The organism is Pseudomonas sp. LBUM1660 (assembly GCF_059695935.1).
In genome coordinates, this window is sequence record NZ_CP166795.1 from 5,528,505 (window position 1) to 5,547,462 (window position 18,958).

Annotated in this window: 18 protein-coding genes; 12 read left to right on the forward strand and 6 right to left on the reverse strand. The window is 60.0% G+C overall.

Annotated elements, in window-relative coordinates; all coding sequences use genetic code 11:
* The first annotated feature begins 355 nt into the window (after positions 1-355).
* On the forward strand, positions 356-775 hold the full coding sequence (gene pmcY / locus ACA068_RS25660) for a periplasmic Zn2+ metallochaperone PmcY (protein ID WP_259156072.1): 420 nt from the start codon (positions 356-358) through the stop codon (positions 773-775).
* A gap of 29 nt (positions 776-804) precedes the next feature.
* Complete coding sequence (locus ACA068_RS25665) at positions 805-1,701, forward strand: cation diffusion facilitator family transporter (protein WP_497305677.1); 897 nt, start codon at positions 805-807, stop codon at positions 1,699-1,701.
* Here the strand turns inward: ACA068_RS25665 and ACA068_RS25670 are convergent.
* Entirely contained in the window at positions 1,695-2,711 is a 1,017-nt protein-coding gene (locus ACA068_RS25670; RefSeq protein WP_497305678.1) for a DUF6515 family protein, read from the reverse strand. The genes ACA068_RS25665 and ACA068_RS25670 overlap by 7 nt on opposite strands.
* Positions 2,712-3,146: 435 nt before the next feature.
* Between ACA068_RS25670 and ACA068_RS25675 the strand changes: the two genes are divergently transcribed.
* Together ACA068_RS25675 and ACA068_RS25680 are read left to right on the forward strand one after the other, a co-directional pair.
* Positions 3,147-3,626: an Lrp/AsnC family transcriptional regulator gene (locus tag ACA068_RS25675; RefSeq protein ID WP_007894448.1), complete on the forward strand. Its 480-nt coding sequence runs from the start codon at positions 3,147-3,149 to the stop codon at positions 3,624-3,626.
* Between the two features lie 225 nt (positions 3,627-3,851).
* Positions 3,852-4,061: a DUF2788 domain-containing protein gene (locus ACA068_RS25680; RefSeq protein ID WP_109635094.1), complete on the forward strand. Its 210-nt coding sequence runs from the start codon at positions 3,852-3,854 to the stop codon at positions 4,059-4,061.
* Here the strand turns inward: ACA068_RS25680 and ACA068_RS25685 are convergent.
* From ACA068_RS25685 to ACA068_RS25700, 4 genes are all read right to left on the reverse strand, one after another.
* Positions 4,056-4,697, reverse strand: coding sequence for a pseudouridine synthase (locus tag ACA068_RS25685; protein WP_497305680.1), 642 nt, complete (start codon positions 4,695-4,697; stop codon positions 4,056-4,058). The two genes, ACA068_RS25680 and ACA068_RS25685, sit on opposite strands and share 6 nt — an antisense overlap.
* Before the next feature lie 70 nt (positions 4,698-4,767).
* A complete protein-coding gene (amn, locus tag ACA068_RS25690; RefSeq protein ID WP_169858286.1) occupies positions 4,768-6,267 on the reverse strand; it encodes an AMP nucleosidase in 1,500 nt (499 codons plus the stop codon).
* A gap of 178 nt (positions 6,268-6,445) precedes the next feature.
* Positions 6,446-8,092, reverse strand: a complete 1,647-nt coding sequence (locus ACA068_RS25695) for an acyl-CoA dehydrogenase family protein (protein WP_497305682.1) — start codon at positions 8,090-8,092, stop codon at positions 6,446-6,448.
* A gap of 73 nt (positions 8,093-8,165) precedes the next feature.
* A complete protein-coding gene (locus tag ACA068_RS25700; protein WP_497305684.1) occupies positions 8,166-10,550 on the reverse strand; it encodes a hybrid sensor histidine kinase/response regulator in 2,385 nt (794 codons plus the stop codon).
* A 411-nt stretch (positions 10,551-10,961) separates the two neighbouring features.
* Between ACA068_RS25700 and ACA068_RS25705 the strand changes: the two genes are divergently transcribed.
* The 4 genes from ACA068_RS25705 to ACA068_RS25720 all read left to right on the forward strand — a co-directional run bounded on the left by ACA068_RS25705 (position 10,962) and on the right by ACA068_RS25720 (position 14,494).
* Entirely contained in the window at positions 10,962-11,759 is a 798-nt protein-coding gene (locus ACA068_RS25705; protein WP_497305685.1) for a hydroxymethylpyrimidine/phosphomethylpyrimidine kinase, read from the forward strand.
* A 32-nt stretch (positions 11,760-11,791) separates the two neighbouring features.
* Positions 11,792-12,415 carry a thiamine phosphate synthase gene (gene thiE / locus ACA068_RS25710; RefSeq protein WP_497305687.1) on the forward strand — a complete coding sequence of 208 codons (624 nt, stop codon included), beginning with the start codon at positions 11,792-11,794 and terminating at the stop codon, positions 12,413-12,415.
* 15 nt (positions 12,416-12,430) lie between these two features.
* Positions 12,431-13,714: a glutamate-1-semialdehyde 2,1-aminomutase gene (gene hemL / locus ACA068_RS25715; protein ID WP_497305689.1), complete on the forward strand. Its 1,284-nt coding sequence runs from the start codon at positions 12,431-12,433 to the stop codon at positions 13,712-13,714.
* 225 nt (positions 13,715-13,939) lie between these two features.
* Positions 13,940-14,494 (forward strand): tetratricopeptide repeat protein, encoded by a 555-nt coding sequence (locus ACA068_RS25720; RefSeq protein ID WP_403102585.1) that lies wholly within the window; start codon positions 13,940-13,942, stop codon positions 14,492-14,494.
* A 122-nt stretch (positions 14,495-14,616) separates the two neighbouring features.
* Here the strand turns inward: ACA068_RS25720 and ACA068_RS25725 are convergent, their stop codons facing one another.
* Positions 14,617-14,946: a DUF1820 family protein gene (locus ACA068_RS25725; protein ID WP_007894425.1), complete on the reverse strand. Its 330-nt coding sequence runs from the start codon at positions 14,944-14,946 to the stop codon at positions 14,617-14,619.
* A gap of 134 nt (positions 14,947-15,080) precedes the next feature.
* Here ACA068_RS25725 and miaB point away from each other — a divergent pair, with 134 nt between their 5' ends.
* From miaB to ACA068_RS25745, 4 genes are all read left to right on the forward strand, one after another.
* Positions 15,081-16,409 carry a tRNA (N6-isopentenyl adenosine(37)-C2)-methylthiotransferase MiaB gene (gene miaB / locus ACA068_RS25730; RefSeq protein ID WP_033049358.1) on the forward strand — a complete coding sequence of 443 codons (1,329 nt, stop codon included), beginning with the start codon at positions 15,081-15,083 and terminating at the stop codon, positions 16,407-16,409.
* A gap of 206 nt (positions 16,410-16,615) precedes the next feature.
* Positions 16,616-17,620: a PhoH family protein gene (locus ACA068_RS25735; protein ID WP_497305690.1), complete on the forward strand. Its 1,005-nt coding sequence runs from the start codon at positions 16,616-16,618 to the stop codon at positions 17,618-17,620.
* Entirely contained in the window at positions 17,613-18,107 is a 495-nt protein-coding gene (ybeY, locus tag ACA068_RS25740; RefSeq protein ID WP_497305692.1) for an rRNA maturation RNase YbeY, read from the forward strand. The genes ACA068_RS25735 and ybeY overlap by 8 nt, the downstream gene beginning before the upstream one ends.
* A 5-nt stretch (positions 18,108-18,112) precedes the next feature.
* On the forward strand, positions 18,113-18,952 hold the full coding sequence (locus tag ACA068_RS25745; RefSeq protein ID WP_497305694.1) for a CorC family transporter: 840 nt from the start codon (positions 18,113-18,115) through the stop codon (positions 18,950-18,952).
* The last annotated feature ends 6 nt before the right edge of the window (positions 18,953-18,958 follow it).

Consider the following 18,958-nt stretch of genomic DNA (forward strand, 5'->3'; position numbering starts at 1 on the left):
CACAGGGCGTGCCCACAGTAAATTGCGAGTCGCGTTGAAGTTGTGGGCGTGCCAGGCAAGGCGCGAGACGCTGGTAAGGGTCGTTTCCTTACCAAGTCTCGCAACGCAGCATGGCGCGTCCACAGCTTCAGCCCACAGGGCCGAACCCCGATAAAATTTATCAGCCGTTACACGTGGTTGATCTGGAAAAAACAACTTCAGTACTCAACTATTCCAGGAAGGGGTGAGACGCGGCCGCAATTTACTGTGGGCACGCCCTGCCGCGCCGAGTATAACGGCGAACTGCTCGGCGTTAATCACGGTCCTAATTCATATAGACGCCCCTTCGTTTTCCAGATGACTCAGGAGATTTCATATGCGTGTTCCCTTTCGCTTGATTGGCGGTGTATTGGTCGCGACGTTGCTGACCCAGGTGACCGCTTGCGGATCGATTTTCTACCCGGACCGTCGGGGACAGATTGACGGCAAGATCGACCCGGCCATTGCGGCGCTGGATGCCGTGGGTCTGCTGTTCTACATCATCCCCGGCCTGATCGCGTTTGCCGTTGACTTCGCCACCGGGGCGATTTACTTCGAGCCTGGCCACACCGCCCAAGTGGCTCCGGAAAAGCTCAAGGAAGCGATAGGCGCTGACGGCAAAGTTGATAACCATAAGTTGCAGACTATTCTCGAAACCGAGTTGGGTCGCAGCTTCCCTCTGGATGACCCACGCCTGATTCAACACAAAGGCAGCGCCCAGCAACTGGCCATGTTCGGCCTGCAACCCGCCGCGTAATCCGTGCACGTGAAGGAATAGCCGCACTTATGATCTCCAGCTCCGAACACGCCCGCCTGCTGCGGCTGGCGACTCGTGCCTCGGTGGCGGTGGCGTGTACGCTGATCGTCGCCAAAGCCATCGCGTGGTGGTTGAGCGGTTCGGTGAGCATGCTCGCCGGGTTGACCGACTCGGCGCTCGACGGCGTCACCTCCTTGCTCAACCTGCTGGCGGTGCATTACGCCTTGCGCCCCGCCGATGACGATCACCGTTACGGGCATGGCAAAGCCGAGTCGCTGGCAGGCATGGCTCAAGCGCTGTTCATTGGTGGCAGTGCGGTACTGATTGCCTTGCAGGCGTTCGAGCGGCTGAAACATCCGGAACCGGTGGGCGCGCCGTGGATCAGCATCGGGGTGATTATATTTTCCCTGGCGCTGACCCTGGCGTTGCTGATGTTGCAACATCGGGTGGTCAAGGCCACCGGCTCCAATGCGGTGCGCGCCGACTCCCTGCACTACCGCTCGGACATGCTGCTCAATGGCAGCATTCTGCTGGCGCTGGTGCTCGCCGGGTTTGGCTGGCATCAGCTCGATGCCTGGTTCGGCCTGGGGATTGCGGCGTACATTTTCTGGAGCGCCATTCAGATCGCCCGAGAAAGTTTTACGGTGCTGATGGATGAAGAACTGCCGCCGGATGTGAGCCAGCACATGCTTGAGCTCGCCTGCGGCGTTCCGGGGGTTTTGGGCGCGCATGACCTGCGCACGCGGATTTCCGGCAACCAGTGGTTCGTGCAGTTACACCTGGAATTGCCGGGGGACCTGACCCTGTCAGTCGCCCACGGCATCAGCGATCAGGCCGCCGATGCGATTCACGCCGCTTACCCGCGAGCCGAAGTGCTGGTGCACGCCGACCCGCAGGAAGTGGTGCTGGCCGCCAAGGCTCAGTAAGACACCTGATAACCCCGACTGCCCAGGCAATTGCCCTGGGCCTGGCGATAGGCTTGTACCACCGACGGGTCTGGTTGGTAGGTGGCTGTCCGCGGATTGAAGCCACTTTGCTGCACCGCGTATTGATAACACTCGTAACCGTCCTGGTTGACCTGTTCCGGCGACTGACCGTTGGCCGGATACGCCTCCACGTCGTAGCTATTACTGACCGGCTGCGGCTGCGCTTGCACCGGCGGCTCGACCACCAAGTAGTCCTGGGTGTTTTCCTGATAGGCGTAGTACGAACCGGCCGCCAGGAACAGCAGCGCCCCACCTATCCACACCTCACGCGCGTAATCGGGCAAGTAGCTGACTCGAATCCCGCGTGGTGGTTGGACCACCACATACCGCGGGCCTTGTGGGCGATACCAATAGCCGCCGGAATAGAAATAATCCCGACCACCATAAGGCACGCGGTAGTCACGGTCCGGGAAGCGGTCGATCACATGACCCGGGCGATATTGCGGGCCGGGGCCCCAGCCATTACCGTGCCCATCCGGACGACCCGCCCAACGGCGATCATCGGGACGCGGACCGTTGTTCTGCCAATGCTGGTTGTAATTGTTGCGCTGTGGATTGTCCTGATAGTAACCACGCTGAGGCTGCTGGGTCTGGCGCACAGTGTCCGGCCGCCCCTGAATCGGCAGGTCATTGGCCGGCAGCTGAGGTGGCGGTGGCGGTGATCGAACAGGATTGTTGTAGTTGGGCGGCTGACGGTTCTGCCACTGGCCGTTGTTCTGATTCTGGCCGTTGTGCTCAAACTGGCGGCTGTTGTCGCCACGAATGATGTCGTTGTTCTGCGGGCGCGGCTGATTATTGCCGCCATGCCCCTGATTGTTGCCCTGATGGCCGTCCGATCCACCTTGCCCGCCATCGGGGCCACGGTTTTGCTGATCATCGGCCAGCGATTGCGCAGTGACACTGACACACAGCAAACCAACACCGGCCAAACGCCAGATGCGCGACTTCATGCTTTTCCTCACTGCGGGTTAGGGCCTGTACGTAGGACTGGGAAAGTACAGGGCGGTTCTGCAACAGGTTATCAGTCGCGCAACTTATTTATTGAGGGCAGCGGGTAAATTGCAGGCAAAAGAAAAGGGAGACCCGTCGGCCTCCCTTTGAGAACTTCGTCCGTGCTCGACGCTTATGACGTCGGCTCACCTCACGCCGTCTTCTGGACAGTGTGTAGCTCGGGGGCCGGCACATCCCCGGTGGGGGTGGCGGCCGCCGCTGGCCTGATTCGGCGAGCGGCTATGGACTGTTTGTCCGAGCAGTGATTCTGGTGATAAGAATAGGCCGCAGGCGCCGGCAGAGGATTGCGAAGATTGCTCAATTAAACATCACTTGCGCAATTTTTAACCCTGGATAGATAATCTGCCGCAATAGTTATGACAAAGGCCTGATTGATGAGCAAACTCGACCGATACGACTTGAGCATTTTGGCGGAATTGCAGCGCGACGCGCGCATCTCCAACCAGGAGCTGGCCGAACGCATCGGCCTGTCGCCTTCGCCTTGCTCGCGCCGGGTCAAGCAACTGGAAGACGATGGCTACATCACCCGCCAGGTGGCGCTGCTGGACCGCAAGATGCTCGGCTTGAGCCTCACGGCTTATGTGCTGATCGGCATGGACCGACATACGCCGGAGCGTTTCGAGAACTTTGAAGCCGCGATTCGCACCTTGCCGCAGGTGCTGGAATGCAGTCTGGTCACGGGGATGGATGCGGACTATCAGCTTAAAGTCGTCGTGCCGGACATGGATCACTATCAGAAACTGCTGCTGGGGCATTTGACCCGGATTGAAGGGGTGACGAGTGTGCGGTCGAGTTTTGTGCTGAATCAGGTGTTGAACAGCACCGAGCTGCCGTTGACTCATCTGCGTAGCTGATTGTGGCGAGGGAGCTTGCTCCCGCTCGGCTGCGAAGCAGGCGCAAACCGGTGGACGCGGTGTGCCTTGCTGAACTCAATCGCGTTTTTGGAGGGCCGCTTCGCGACCCAGCGGGAGCAAGCTCCCTCGCCACAGTGCGACACACTGCCGCAGGTCAATCCTCCACCACTCCTCCATGCCGTATACTCCAGCGCCTTTTAGCCCCGCCCGCGCTGGAGATATTTAATGGATCCTGCAGTTTTCGAAGAGTGGATGATGACTGGACTGGTCAGCATCCTGATCATTTTCATGGGTTTCATCGTCTGGGATCTGGCGAAGAAATCCAAGGCCGGACGCTTTGGCTCGGTTATCCTGTTCTCCGTACTGGGTCTGGGCGTGGCCGCGTTCGTGATCAAAAGCGTGGTGATCGGCCTGATCGAATCCGGCGCGTTATAAACGCGCCGGTACTTCTTTCCACTGGCCCTGATCGAGCCCTTCGATCGTCCAGTCGCCAATCCTGACCCGCACCAGGCGCAACGTCGGCAAGCCGACCGCCGCCGTCATGCGCCGTACCTGACGATTGCGCCCCTCGCGAATCACCAACTCCAGCCAACTGGTCGGCACGCTTTTGCGAAAGCGCACCGGCGGGTTGCGTGGCCACAGCTCGGGCTCATCCAGTTGCCGCGCCTCGGCCGGCAAGGTCATGCCGTCGTTGAGTTCGACGCCGTCACGCAAACGCTGCAACTGCTCAGCGCTCGGCTCGCCCTCCACTTGCACCCAATAAGTCTTCGCCAATTTGTGTTTCGGGTCGGCGATTCGCGCTTGCAGCTGGCCATCGTTGGTCAGCAGCAATAATCCCTCGCTGTCGCGGTCCAGTCGGCCTGCCGGGTAAATCCCCGGAATCTCGATGTAATCCTTGAGTGTCGCCCTCCCTCCTTCGTCGCTGAACTGGGTCAGCACATCGAAGGGTTTGTTGAACAGGATCAACTTCGGCTCGGCCGGTGGCGCTTTGGCGACACGGCGCGGGGCTGAGGAGGATGGCGCAGGCTTCGCGCCAGGGCGGCGAGAAACGGGACGTTGAGGACGGGGCATGGGAAAGAGGAACATCTAACGGTCAGGGCTGCCAATGCTAGTGCCCTGACCGTCAAATGACCATCACGAATCAGCGGAACGGCGGCTCGTCGAAGCTGCGCAGTTTGCGCGAATGCAACGAGTTGAGTTCGGTGCGCAACAGATCCACCGCTTCGATGCCGATCTTCAAGTGCTGGCTGACCGCGCGCTCATAGAAGGCGTTGGCCGAACCCGGCAGCTTGATTTCGCTGTGCAGCGGTTTGTCCGACACGCAGAGCAACGTGCCATAGGGCACCCGCAGGCGATAGCCTTGGGCCGCGATGGTGCCGCTTTCCATGTCCACCGCCACGGCGCGGGACAGGTTGATCAACGGACGTTCCTGCGCCCAGCGCAATTCCCAGTTACGGTCGTCGTAAGTCAGTACGGTGCCGGTGCGCAGGCGTTTCTTCAGCTCGTCGCCCTTCTCGCCGGTGATATTGGCGGCCGCCTGCTGCAAGGCCATCTGCACTTCGGCCAGGGCCGGAATCGGAATGTTCGGCGGCACCACCCGGTCGAGAATCCCGTCACGACGCATATAAGCGTGAGCCAGCACGTAGTCGCCAATGGTCTGCGACTGACGCAAGCCGCCGCAGTGACCGATCATCAACCAGCAATGTGGACGCAGCACCGCCAAATGGTCGGTGATGTTCTTGGCGTTGGACGGGCCGACGCCAATGTTCACCAAGGTCACGCCATGGCCATCGCTGGCGATCAGGTGATAAGCCGGCATCTGATAGCGGTGCCAAACCACGCCCGCAGCAATCGCCGAGGCTTCGCCGTGGTCCATGCTCTTTTCGATGATCACGTTGCCCGGCAATACCATGCGCACGAAACGCGGATCGCTGCGCAACTGCTCCAGGCCATGGACGATGAACTGATCGACGTAACGGTGGTAGTTGGTCAGCAGAATCCACGGTTGCACATGACGCCAGTCGCTGCCGGTGTAATGCACCAGTCGGCGCAACGAGAAATCGACCCGCGCGGCATCGAACAGGGCCAGTGGCAGCGGATCGGTGTTTTCCCAGTCGTACAGACCATCGGCAATGCCGTCGGTCGCGGCCGACAGGTCGGTACTCGGGAACACCCGCGCCAGCACGGCCGCGGTGACGCCGGAGCCGGCCAGTTCATCGCCCTGCTCGACCACGTAGGGATAAGGAATGTTTTGCTGGCTGATGCCGACTTCCACGGTCACGGTGAAGTCGTGCATCAACGGCACGAGTTGTTCCAGCAGGTATTTACGGAAGGCCGCCGGGTGGGTGACGGTGACGCTGTAGGTTCCGGGTAACTGAACCTTGGCATAAGCGCGCGTGGTCTGTGGGACTTCGCCCTGGCAGTGGTAGGTCAGACGCAGCTCGGGATAACGAAACATCGCACGCTGTTCAGCGTCCGGCTCGACTCGGTCCTTGAGATAACGCTTGAGCGCCTGGTTCAGCGCGGTGGTTGCACGATTGTGCAAGAGCGCAAGCCGGTCCACGGCTTGCTCGGCGGTTTGAACGACAATAAAAGCTTCGGTCACGATCAGCATCCTGTGTTCTGACTTGCAGAGCTTCATCTTGCCTGCATCGCTGCCAGACGGAAACAGTGGCGTGCTGATACGCAATTTGCTCAGTTCGCCAAAGATCAATTGTGGGAGCGGGCTTGCTCGCGAATACGCCGTGTCAGGCGATAGAGATGTCGACTGAAACACCGCGTTCGCGAGCAAGCCCGCTCCCACAAGGGTTCTTTGTTGTTTATAGGAGCGGAGTCGAGCGGGCGACGATCGCTTCAACATCCAGCCCACGCGGCAACGCGCCATACACCCGACCGGCCAAACCTAGGCGGCTGGCGATAAAGGCATCGCTGACCGCCGAGTTCCCGGCCTCCAGCAATAACTTGGCCTGAAGCCCCAACGCGATGTCTTCAGTCAGCTGCCGCGCGCGGTATTGAATGTCGCTGGTGTCCTTGAACGCCGCCTGCAACTGGCTGATGTGCGCAGCCAGGCGCTTATCGCCATGCCCATCGCCCAGCTCGCTGAACAGCACATCGAGCACGCCCGGCTCCTTCGATAATGCTCGCAACACGTCCAGGCATTGCACGTTGCCGGAACCTTCCCACGTCGAATTGACCGGCGCCTCACGGTACAGGCGCGGGAGGATGCTTTCCTCGACATAGCCCGCGCCGCCCATGCATTCGGCGGCTTCGTTGATCATTGCGGGCGCGCGCTTGCAGATCCAGTACTTGCCCACCGCCGTGACCAACCGGGCGAATTTGGCTTCGTGGCTGTCATCCAGATGATCCAGCGCCTTGCCCATGCGCAGGCTCAAGGCCAGGGCCGCTTCGCTTTCCAGCGCCAGATCGGCGAGTACGTTTTGCATCAACGGCTGTTCGCTGAGCAACTTGCCGCCGACCATGCGATGAGCGCAGTGATGACTGGCCTGAGTCAGCGCCTGGCGCATCAGCGAGCTGGAACCGACCATGCAATCGAAGCGGGTCATGGCAACCATTTCGATGATGGTCGGAACTCCCCGCCCCTCTTCGCCGACCATCCACGCCAGCGCGCCACGGAACTCCACCTCGCTGGAGGCATTGGAGCAATTGCCGAGTTTGTTCTTCAGGCGCTGGATGTAGAACTGATTGCGCGTGTCGTCCGGGCGATGGCGTGGCAGCAGGAAACAGGTCAAACCCTTGTCCGTCTGCGCCAGCGTCAGGAAGGCATCGCACATTGGCGCGGAACAGAACCACTTGTGCCCCACCAATTCATAGGCCTGGCCTGGGCCACTGGCGCCAACCGGGTACGCCTTGGTGGTGTTGGCCCGCACGTCGGTGCCGCCCTGTTTCTCGGTCATCGCCATGCCGATGGTGACACCCGCCTTGTGGGCCATGCCGACATTGCGCGAGTCGTATTCGGTCGAGAGGATTTTCGGCAGCCATTGTTTGGCCAGATCCGGTTGCAGGCGCATCGCCGGGACGCTGGCGAACGTCATGGTCAGCGGGCAACCGCTGCCAGCTTCGGCCTGGCTGTGCAGGTACGACATGGACGCGCGAGCCACATGGGCGCCGGGTTGCGGATGCGCCCAGGGTAACGAGGTCAAGCCGTGCTCGACCGCCGTGCGCATCAACTGGTGATAGGCCGGGTGAAATTCCACCAGGTCGATGCGATGGCCGTAACGGTCATGGCTGACGAACAGCGGTTTGTTCTGATTGGCCAGGAACCCTGCTTCCATCAGCGGCCCACCGGCCAGTGCGCCATACGCGTCGATCCGCGACTCGGCCCAACCGGCCCCGAAACGCCGCGACCACTCTTGCAAGGGCAGGTCGATGCGATAGAGGTTGGTGCCGTCTAGCGACGGTGGCTGGTTGGTGACTTCGTGGGTTTCGGCGAACTGATGCAGGTTCATGACGGGGCTCCTTTGATCAGCCAAGAGGCTCAGTTAAGCACCGCCCCTTGACCGAACAAAGTGTCATACCCGCCTAAATGTCGGCGCTTTCGCCTTGCCCCGAACAGAGTACCCGCCGATAGAGCGCCGCTTGCAGATCCTCGAATTTAACCGGTTTACTCAGGTAATCGATCAAGGCTCCCGTCGGGCAGCGCTCCCGATCGGCGCTGACGGCAATCACGAACACCGGCAAATCGGCACAGCCCGGCAAGGTGCGGATCTGGCAGCAAAGGGCGGCGCCATCCAGCGTCGGCAACTGGCAATCGAGCAGCACCGCATCGAATGTTTCTCGCTGCAACAGATCAAGCGCGGCTGCGCAGCCGTCGGTGGCGCGTACCCGGAACCCGAGCTTGAGCAACATGCCACGCATCACCAATTGATTGATGCTGTTGTCATCCACCAACAGCACCGTGCAGTCCTGTGGCAATCGAAGACGCGCAAACTTGCGGGTCATCAAGGGCACTGCCGGCCGCTCGATCACGGGCAGTTCGAACTCGACGTCCAACTGGAAACGGCTACCGCTGCCGGGCTCGGATCGATGGGTCAGGCGCCCGCCGAGCAATTCGACCAGTTGCCGGCAGATCGCCAGGCCAACGCCCAGGCCACCGTATTCGCGGGTCATCGAACCATCGAGCTGGAAGAAGCGCTGATACATCGTCGCCTCTCCCAGATCGGTAAAGCCGATACCGGTGTCGATCACCGCAAACGACAGCGACATCCGACCGCTTTCCACCGGTTTGCCCGTCACCCGCAGGGCCAGCCCGCCGACCCGGGTGAATTTGATGGCGTTGTCCAACAGGCATTCCAGGCATTGCGTCAGCTTGGCGCTGTCGCCGTTCAAGCGATCCGGCAGACCCGGTGTCACTTCCACTTTGAAGTCCAGCGACTTGCTTGAAGCATTGCCCTCGAACTGTGCGCGCAAGGTCTCGACCACGCCGCGCAGACTGAACGTTGCCGGACTGACTTTAAGCTTGCCGGCCTGCAACTCGGTCAGGGTCAGGATGCCGTTGACCATGCGCATCATGTCCCGCGCGGAACCGGCGGCGGTCTGCTGGTATTGCTCCAGTTCCGGGTCCATCTCGACGGTCTGCATCAATTCAAGCGAACCGATCACACCGTTCATGGGCGTGCGTAACTCGTGGGTCAGGGTGGCGAGAAATTCATCCTTGAGCTTGTTACTGTGGGCCAGTTGCTGGTTCAGCACTTCGAGCTTCTGACCGGCATCAAACAGCGTCTGCGCCTGCTGCTCGCGCATGGCGTTGATGCGGTCGGCCAGGGCCAGAGACAGCAGCGCCACTTCGATGGCAGAACCGATCTGGCTGGAATACATCGTCAGGAACACGTTCGGCAGGTAACCCAACACCATCATCGTGTTGACGATGCCGCCGAGCAGGAAAGCCGACCAGGCGATGATGAAATACCGTGCCACCCGCAGGCCACGCAGCCAGGCGCACAACCCGGCGATGAAAATCACCACGGTGAAGACCAACGCCAAGACTGTTGCCAGGCGCAAGGCCAGGGCGTAACTGGCCATCAACGACAACCCGACCACCACCGCACTGAACGCGACCAGTGCCAAGAGTAAACGGTCGAGCCAACGACCGTAGTTGGCCGTCTGCAAGAAGCTGCGGGCGAACTGACTGCCGAACAGCCCTGCACAACCGATAAAAAATGGCGTTGCTGCGTTGGCCCACCACGGGTTGTCCGGCCAGAAATATTCCACGGCTGCGCCGTTCACCGACAGTTGATACAGGCCGAAGGAAGCGATGTAAAAGATGTAATAGAGGTAACTGGTGTCGCGCACGCTGAGGTAGATGAACAGGTTGTAGACCAGCATCCCCAACAACACCCCATAAATCAGCCCCAGCACATAAAGGCGTACCGGCTGTTCTTCGAGGTAAGCGGTGCTCGACCACAAGGTGACGGGCGCCTGGATCGACCCTTCGCTTTGCAGACGCAGGAAAACGGTCTGCGCCTGGTCAGGCACGAAATCCAGATCGAACAGGTAGTTGTTCTGGCGGATCTCGCGACTGGCGAACGGCAACGCGTCACCTGTTTGTCCCGCCAATCGGTAACCACCCACAGCATCGGGCAAGTAGAGATCGAGGTGATCGAGGGGCGGGTAGGCCAGCTCCAGAAGCCAGGTCCGTTGCGCAACCGGGTTCGAAGGACGGTAATGCAGATCGATTTTCAGCCAGAACACCGAACGCGAATAACCCGCGTTGAGGGTGGCTTTATCGTGAGGCTTGAAGTTACCGGCCGCAGCTTGCGCACGGACATCGGCGAAGGTCGCCTGACCGCCCGCGTCTTCGTACACCTGCAGGGTTCGGCCCAGGGGAAGGCTCTGGGTGAATTCATCGAATTCGACGGCGCTCGCCATGAGGGGCAAGCACAACAGCAACATCAGCAAATAGCGCATTTAAGCCCCAGCGTGGCCTGTCCGGTTATCTCAGGAAGCCCCTCATTCCCTTTGAGTAGACGTAAAACCGGTATTACCTGTTATTGGTTTGGATCCACTCTAGCATAGCCGTTGATGGCCATTGAGCACCATTGAAATATTTCCTGAAAAGGCTCTAGTACGGGTGTTACAGCGGCGCGATTGAGGCAAATCTGTTTATACGGTCAGCTTATGGGAATACTGAACATCTGTGGCGAGGGGACTTGACGCAATGCCACACCACTGCGTTCGGCTGCGAAGCAGTCGTGAATCTGACGACGCGATGTTGCCGACCGAATGCAAAAAAGGGGGCAAGCCCCTCACCACAATGTATCGGCAGACCTTGCGGCCACTGCACCCGAAAATCGATGTTTGGTGGTAAGCTCGCGCACCATGAATATCTACAGCTCTCGCCCCGTTGTCCTCTGTCTCTCCGGCCACGACCCCAGTGGTGGCGCCGGCTTGCAGGCAGATATCGAAGCCCTGCTCGCTCAGGGTTGTCATGCGGCTCCGGCCGTCACCGCCCTGACCGTGCAAGACACGGTCAACGTCACTGACTTTCGCGTGCTCGACCGCGAGTGGGTGCTGGCCCAGGCCAACGCCGTACTCAACGACTCCGAAGTTGCTGCCGTGAAACTGGGCATGCTCGGCTCCCTGGAGATGGTCGACACTGTCGTCGAACTGCTTTCGGCACACCCGCATTTGCCGGTGGTCTGCGACCCGGTGCTGCGCGCCGGCGGCGGCGGACGCCTGGGCAAGGATGAAGTCGGCTATGCCATGCGCGAGCGCCTGCTGCCTCTGTCGATCATCGCCACCCCCAACCTTCCCGAAGCCCGCATCCTCGCCGAACTGCCCGAAGGCACTGCGGACGAGTGCGCTGAAAAACTCCTGCCGTTCGTCAAGCACCTGCTGATCACGGGCGGTCATGGCGACGAACACGAAATCCACAATCGCCTGTACAGCCGCGATGGCCACCGCGAAACCTTTACTTGCCAACGCTTGCCCGGCAGTTATCACGGTTCCGGTTGCACCCTGGCCAGCGCCCTGACCGGTCGACTGGCCCAGGGTGAACATCTCGCCAGCGCCGTGCAGACCGCGCTTAACTACACTTGGCGTACCCTGCGTGACGCGGAGCAACTGGGCAAAGGCCAGTTCGTGCCGCGCCGTCTGCCGCTGGATTTCTGTTCGTAACTTTCTATTCGCAACGCGGTGAGGCTTGTCCGATGAAACTACGTGGCCTGTACGCCGTTACCGACAGCCAGTTGCTGGCCGGTAAATTTCTCTTGTACGTGGAAGCAGCGCTGGAAGGCGGCGTCACCCTGCTGCAATATCGCGACAAGAGCAGCGACGAGGCCCGACGCTTGCGTGAGGCCGAAGCCCTGCGCGACTTGTGTGATCGCTACAAGACACAACTGATCATCAACGACGACGCCGAACTGGCCGCTCGCTTGAACGTTGGCGTACACCTGGGCCAGACCGACGGCCCCTTGTCGCCGACCCGAGCACTGCTCGGTCGCCAGGCGATCATCGGTTCGACCTGCCACGCGCAACTCGAACTCGCCGAGCAAGCAGCCAAGGAAGGCGCCAGTTACGTCGCCTTCGGTCGCTTCTTCAATTCCAATACCAAACCCGGCGCACCGACTTGCAGCCTTGAACTGCTCGACCAGGCCCGCAGCAAACTGCACCTGCCGATCTGCGCGATTGGCGGCATCACCCTGGAAAACGCCGCCCCGCTGGTGGCCCACGGGGTCGATCTGCTGGCGGTCGTGCATGGCCTTTTTGGCGCCGAGAGCACGGCTGAAGTGACACGCCGCGCCCGCGCCTTCAACGAATTACTAAAAGTCTGATTTGAGAGCCCGATCATGTCTCGTTCCGAAACCCTGTTTGCCAATGCCCAGAAACACATCCCCGGTGGCGTGAACTCGCCTGTTCGCGCGTTCAAAAGCGTGGGCGGCACACCGTTGTTCTTCAAACACGCCGAAGGCGCCTACGTCACCGACGAAGACGACAAGCGTTACGTTGACTACGTTGGTTCCTGGGGCCCGATGATTCTCGGCCACAGCCACCCGGACGTGCTGGACGCAGTGCGTAAACAGCTTGAGCACGGATTGTCCTACGGCGCCCCAACCGCGATGGAAACCGAGATGGCCGACCTGGTCTGCTCGATTGTGCCGTCGATGGAAATGGTGCGCATGGTCAGCTCCGGCACCGAAGCGACCATGAGCGCCATCCGTCTGGCCCGTGGTTTCACCGGCCGCGACAACATCATCAAGTTCGAAGGCTGCTACCACGGTCACTCTGACAGCCTGCTGGTCAAGGCCGGCTCCGGCGCTTTAACCCAAGGCGTGCCGAGCTCAGCCGGTGTGCCGGCGGATTTTGCCAAGCACACCCTGACGTTGCCGTTCAACGACATCGACGCAGTCGAAACCATGCTCGCCGACGTCGGCCAGGACGTGGCCTGCATCATCGTCGAGCCGGTTGCCGGCAACATGAACTGCGTACCGCCAGCGCCAGGTTTCCTCGAAGGCCTGCGGACCCTGTGCGACAAGCACGGCGTGGTGCTGATTTTCGACGAAGTGATGACCGGTTTCCGCGTCGCCCTCGGCGGTGCACAAGCGCACTTCGGCGTGACGCCGGACCTGAGCACGTTCGGCAAGATCATCGGCGGCGGCATGCCGGTCGGCTGTTTCGGCGGCAAGCGCGAAATCATGTCGCACATCGCGCCACTGGGCCCGGTCTATCAGGCTGGCACTCTGTCGGGTAATCCATTGGCTATGGCGGCGGGCCTGACGACGCTGCGCCTGATCAGCCGTCCCGGTTTCCACGACGAGCTGAGCGACTACACCAGCCGCTTGCTCGATGGCCTGCAACAGCGCGCCGATGCCGCGGGCATTCCGTTTGTGACCACTCAGGCCGGCGGCATGTTTGGTCTTTACTTCAGCGGCGCCGACGACATCGTGACCTTCGATGACGTGATGGCCAGCGATGCCAAGCTGTTCGGTCGCTTCTTCCACTTGATGCTTGAAGGCGGCGTGTACCTGGCGCCGAGCGCTTTCGAAGCCGGCTTCACCTCGATCGCTCATGGCGAAACCGAGTTGAAACTGACGCTGGATGCCGCCGAGCGTGCATTCGCCGCCTTGAAATAACGTTGTAACGCTGACGTTGGCGATTGCCAGCGTCAGCTTTCACCTGGATTTGCACCCTTATTCCTGTGCTTCTGCTAATAATCCCCCGTAAATGGGACGATATATTCCCCGCGCAGCAGAAAAACGAGTAAAGACTTTGTAAGGTTGGCCCTGCTTATTTCATAATGCGCGCTTATTGGATCCCCTCGATGGGTCCGCGCGCCCTTCAGAGGTAAGTCGATTCCCATGAACCGCACCGGCCGCGCCCTTGCACTGGGCTGCCTGTTGCTCCTTCAGCCCCTGCTCGCGCTCGCACAAGCAGGCGGCAACTCGTTGTTAATCCCAGCGATGGGTCGCTGCACCCTCAATACTCAGCCGCAAGACCTGACGCAAGCGCTCGCCGCCTGCCAGAAAGCGTCGGATGAAGGGGATGCACAAGCGCAATACGAGTTGGGTGAGTTCTACTACGACGGCAAAAACACCCCGCGCGACCTCAATAAAGCCCTGGGCTATTTCGAAAAGGCTTCACTGCAAGGCCACGCTCAGGCGCAATTCAAACTCGGCACCATGTTCTTTCACGGCGAAGGCGTACCGGCCAATAACGTTCAGGCGTATATCGTGCTGAAAATGGCCGCGGTCAACGGCGCTGAAGATGCGCTGGACACGGCGGATGAAGTGGCCGAGAAGATGCCGCGCGAAGATCTGGAAGTCGCTACCCAGGTGCTGGGGCAAATTTTCCGTAAATACCTGATGGAATTGCAAAGCGCCGATGGGCGCACGCCGTTTTCTCCGCTGCCTTAAATCTTCTTCGACCCTACTGACGCCTTCGCGGGCAAGCCTCGCTCCTACAGGTATGCGTCGTTTTCACGGCGTGCATTAAACCTGTAGGAGCGAGGCTTGCCCGCGAAGGGAGCGACTCGGTCTTACTTCTCAGGCATCGGCATCGGAAACGGCATGACATTGCCGACCGCGCCGCGGGCTTCGCTGATTTTCGGAGTGCCGAGGCGTTCCACTTCGTCGATGCGCACAATCGAATGCATCGGCACAAAACTGCGCACAACGCCTTCGAATTGAGCTTTCAACTTCTCTTCGCTCGGGTCGACGACCACTTGCGTGCGCTCGCCAAAGACGAACTCTTCCACTTCCAGGAAGCCCCACAGATCACTTTGATAGATCTGCTTGGCATACATTTCGTACACCTGGCCCTGGTTGAGGAAAATCACCTTGTAGATTGGGGCTTCACGTTTGGTCATGGTGGGCGGGCAACACATAGGGGATAAAAATGAGGGCGCGAACTATAGCATAGCCGCCGGACGCACAACGGTAGGAACCTAGAGACATGTTCCCTATAATGCGCGGTTCTTTGAATCACGTGATGACTCTGTCCATGGCCAAGAAGCTTTACATCGAAACCCACGGTTGCCAGATGAACGAGTACGACAGCTCGCGCATGGTCGATCTGCTGGGTGAACATCAGGCCCTGGAAGTGACCGCTCGCGCTGAAGACGCCGACGTGATCCTGCTCAATACCTGCTCGATCCGCGAACGCGCCCAGGACCGGGTGTATTCCCAACTCGGCCGCTGGCGCGAACTGAAACTGGCCAACCCGGACATGGTCATCGCCGTCGGCGGTTGCGTGGCCAGTCAGGAAGGCGCGGCTATCCGCGATCGCGCGCCGTATGTCGATGTGGTCTTCGGCCCGCAAACCCTGCACCGCCTCCCGGAAATGATTGACGCCGCGCGCGCCACCAAGCTGCCGCAAGTCGACGTTTCGTTCCCGGAAATCGAAAAGTTCGACCATTTGCCCGAGCCGCGCATCGACGGCCCAAGCGCCTACGTGTCGGTCATGGAAGGCTGCAGCAAGTACTGCACGTTCTGTGTGGTGCCTTACACCCGTGGTGAAGAAGTCAGTCGCCCCTTCGATGACGTGATCGCCGAGATCATCCACCTGGCTGAAAACGGCGTGCGCGAAGTAACCCTGCTGGGGCAGAACGTTAATGGCTACCGCGGGACCACTCACGATGGGCGCCTGGCTGATCTCGCCGAGCTGATCCGCGTCGTGGCCGCCGTCGATGGCATCGACCGGATTCGCTACACCACCTCGCATCCGCTGGAGTTCTCCGACAGCCTGATCCAGGCCCACGCCGATGTGCCGGAACTGGTGAAACACCTGCATTTGCCGGTGCAATCGGGGTCTGACCGCATTCTGTCGGCAATGAAGCGCAACCACACCGCGCTGGAATACAAATCCAAACTGCGCAAGCTGCGCGCCGCCGTGCCGGGGATCTGCATCAGCTCGGACTTTATCGTCGGCTTCCCGGGCGAGACCGAGAAAGACTTCGAACAGACCATGAAGCTGATCGAAGACGTCGGTTTCGACTTCTCCTACTCGTTCGTCTACAGCCAGCGCCCGGGCACCCCGGCTGCGGATCTGGCCGACGAGACGCCGGAAGAACTGAAAAAAGAAAGGCTGAACGCGCTGCAGCATCGCTTGAACCAGCAAGGCTTCGAAATCAGCCGACAAATGGTCGGCTCGATTCAGCGGATTCTGGTCACCGATTATTCGAAAAAAGACCCCGGCGAACTGCAAGGCCGGACCGAGAATAATCGTATCGTCAACTTCCGCTGCGACAATCCGACCTTGATCGGCCAGTTCGCCGACGTGCACATCGACGCCGCGCAGCCGCACTCGCTGCGGGGCTCGCTGATCCAGTAACACCGCATGACTTGTAGGAGCGAGGCTTGCCCGCGAAGGCGGACTGACACTCACAGCATGAGTCGCCTGAAATTCCGCCTTTGCGAGCAAGCTTCGCTCCTACAGGGACGGTGTTTGGCGCTGGATTATTTAAGAGCTTTCGCACCCAGCCCACTGGCGTTATCCTTGATTTCATCTTAATTGCCCCAGGGCGGCTAAATACGACCTTGAACGCACCCATAGAACCTCATCGTTTCATCCTCGAGCCCTTTGAGGCCCGTCGCTTCGCCAATCTGTGCGGGCAATTCGACGAGCATCTGCGCTTGATCGAACAGCGCCTGACCATCGAGATCCGCAACCGCGGAAACCAGTTCGAGCTGATCGGCGAACCCAAGCACACCACTTCTGCAGAAAATCTGATTCGCCGTCTGTATCGGGAAACCAAAGGTACCGAGCTGTCGCCGGACACGGTTCACCTGTTCCTGCAGGAATCGGCCGTCGAAGAGCTGGACAACGTCTCCCCGTCCGAACCCTCCGTCGCCCTGCGCACCAAAAAAGGCATGATTCGCCCTCGCGGCTTGAATCAGCTGCGCTACGTGAAGGAAATCCTCGGTAACGACATCAATTTCGGCATCGGCCCGGCCGGTACCGGCAAGACCTACCTGGCCGTTGCCTGCGCAGTCGATGCGCTGGAACGCGAGCAGATTCGTCGCATCCTGCTGGTGCGTCCGGCGGTTGAAGCGGGCGAAAAGCTCGGCTTCCTGCCCGGCGACCTGTCGCAGAAGATCGACCCGTACCTGCGCCCGCTCTACGACGCACTCTACGAGATGCTCGGCTTCGAACACGTCGCCAAACTGATCGAACGCCAAGTGATCGAAGTTGCACCGCTGGCCTACATGCGCGGTCGCACGCTGAACAACAGTTTCATCATCCTCGACGAAAGCCAGAACACCACCGTCGAGCAAATGAAGATGTTCCTGACCCGGATCGGCTTCGGCTCTACCGCAGTCATCACCGGTGACATCACCCAGGTCGACCTGCCGAAAGGCACCAAGTCCGGGCTGCACCATGTGATCGAAGTGCTCAAAGACGTGCCGGGCATCAGCTTCACCCATTTCAAGCCAAAAGACGTTGTGCGCCATCCACTGGTGCAGCGCATCGTCGAAGCCTATGAGCGCTTCGAAAATCGCGCGACAGACGAAACACCAAAGGACAGTCGCCGCGATGCTTGAGCTTGATCTGCAACTGGCTACACAAGCGTCTTCCCCCAGCGAAGCCGAGTTCCGCCAATGGTGCGAACTGGCCCTGCGCCAGCGCACTGCCGACTCTGAAATGACCATCCGCCTGGTCGATGACGAAGAAGCCCGCGAGCTGAACCACACCTGGCGGCAAAAGGATTACGCCACTAACGTCCTGTCGTTTCCTGCCGATGTGCCCGACGAGTTTCTCGACATCCCGCTGCTGGGCGATCTGGTTATCTGCGTGGCAGTGGTCGAGCGCGAAGCCGCCGAACAAGGCAAAGAACTAAAGGCCCACTGGGCGCATCTGGTGATTCACGGCTGCTTGCATCTGCTGGGTTACGACCATATAGATGATGACGAAGCCGAAGAAATGGAAACACTGGAACGAACGTTGCTTGCCGAGTTGGGCTATCCCGACCCTTATGCGGACGACGAAACAGACACAAACCCTATCGTTACAACAAAGGATTCAGAGTAATCGCTATGAGCGAAGATCGATCGAGCAACGGGCAAAAGTCTTGGCTGGGTAAGCTCACCCAGGCTTTTGCCCACGAGCCGAAGAACCGCCAGGAGCTGCTGGAGCTGCTGCGCGACGCACACCAGAACAAACTGTTGGACAGCGAAGCGCTGGCCATCGTCGAAGGCGCCATCCAGGTCGCTGACCTGCAAGTACGGGACATCATGGTCCCGCGCTCGCAGATGGTCAGCATCAAGGCGACCCAGACACCTCGCGAGTTCCTGCCTGCCGTGGTCGACTCGGCCCACTCCCGTTACCCGGTCATCGGCGAAAGCCACGATGACGTGATGGGCGTGTTGCTGGCCAAGGACTTGCTGCCATTGATCCTCAAGGAGAATGGCGACAGCTTCAACATCAAGGATCTGCTGCGCCCGGCCACCTTCGTGCCCGAGTCCAAGCGTCTGAATGTGCTGCTGCGCGAGTTCCGCGCCAACCACAACCACATGGCCATCGTCATTGACGAATACGGCGGCGTGGCAGGCCTGGTGACCATCGAAGACGTGCTGGAACAAATCGTCGGCGACATCGAAGACGAACACGACGTCGAAGAAGACAGCTACATCAAGCCGCTGCCCAGCGGTGACTTCCTGATCAAGGCCCTGACGCCGATCGAGAACTTCAACGAGTTCTTCGACAGCGAATTCTCCAACGACGAGTTCGACACAGTGGGCGGCCTGGTGATGAGCGCGTTCGGGCATTTGCCAAAACGCAACGAAATCACTGAAATCGGCCCTTATCGCTTCCGCATCCTGAACGCCGACAGCCGTCGGATTCACTTGCTTCGCCTGACGCCTATTGCTCGGTAAAAACTA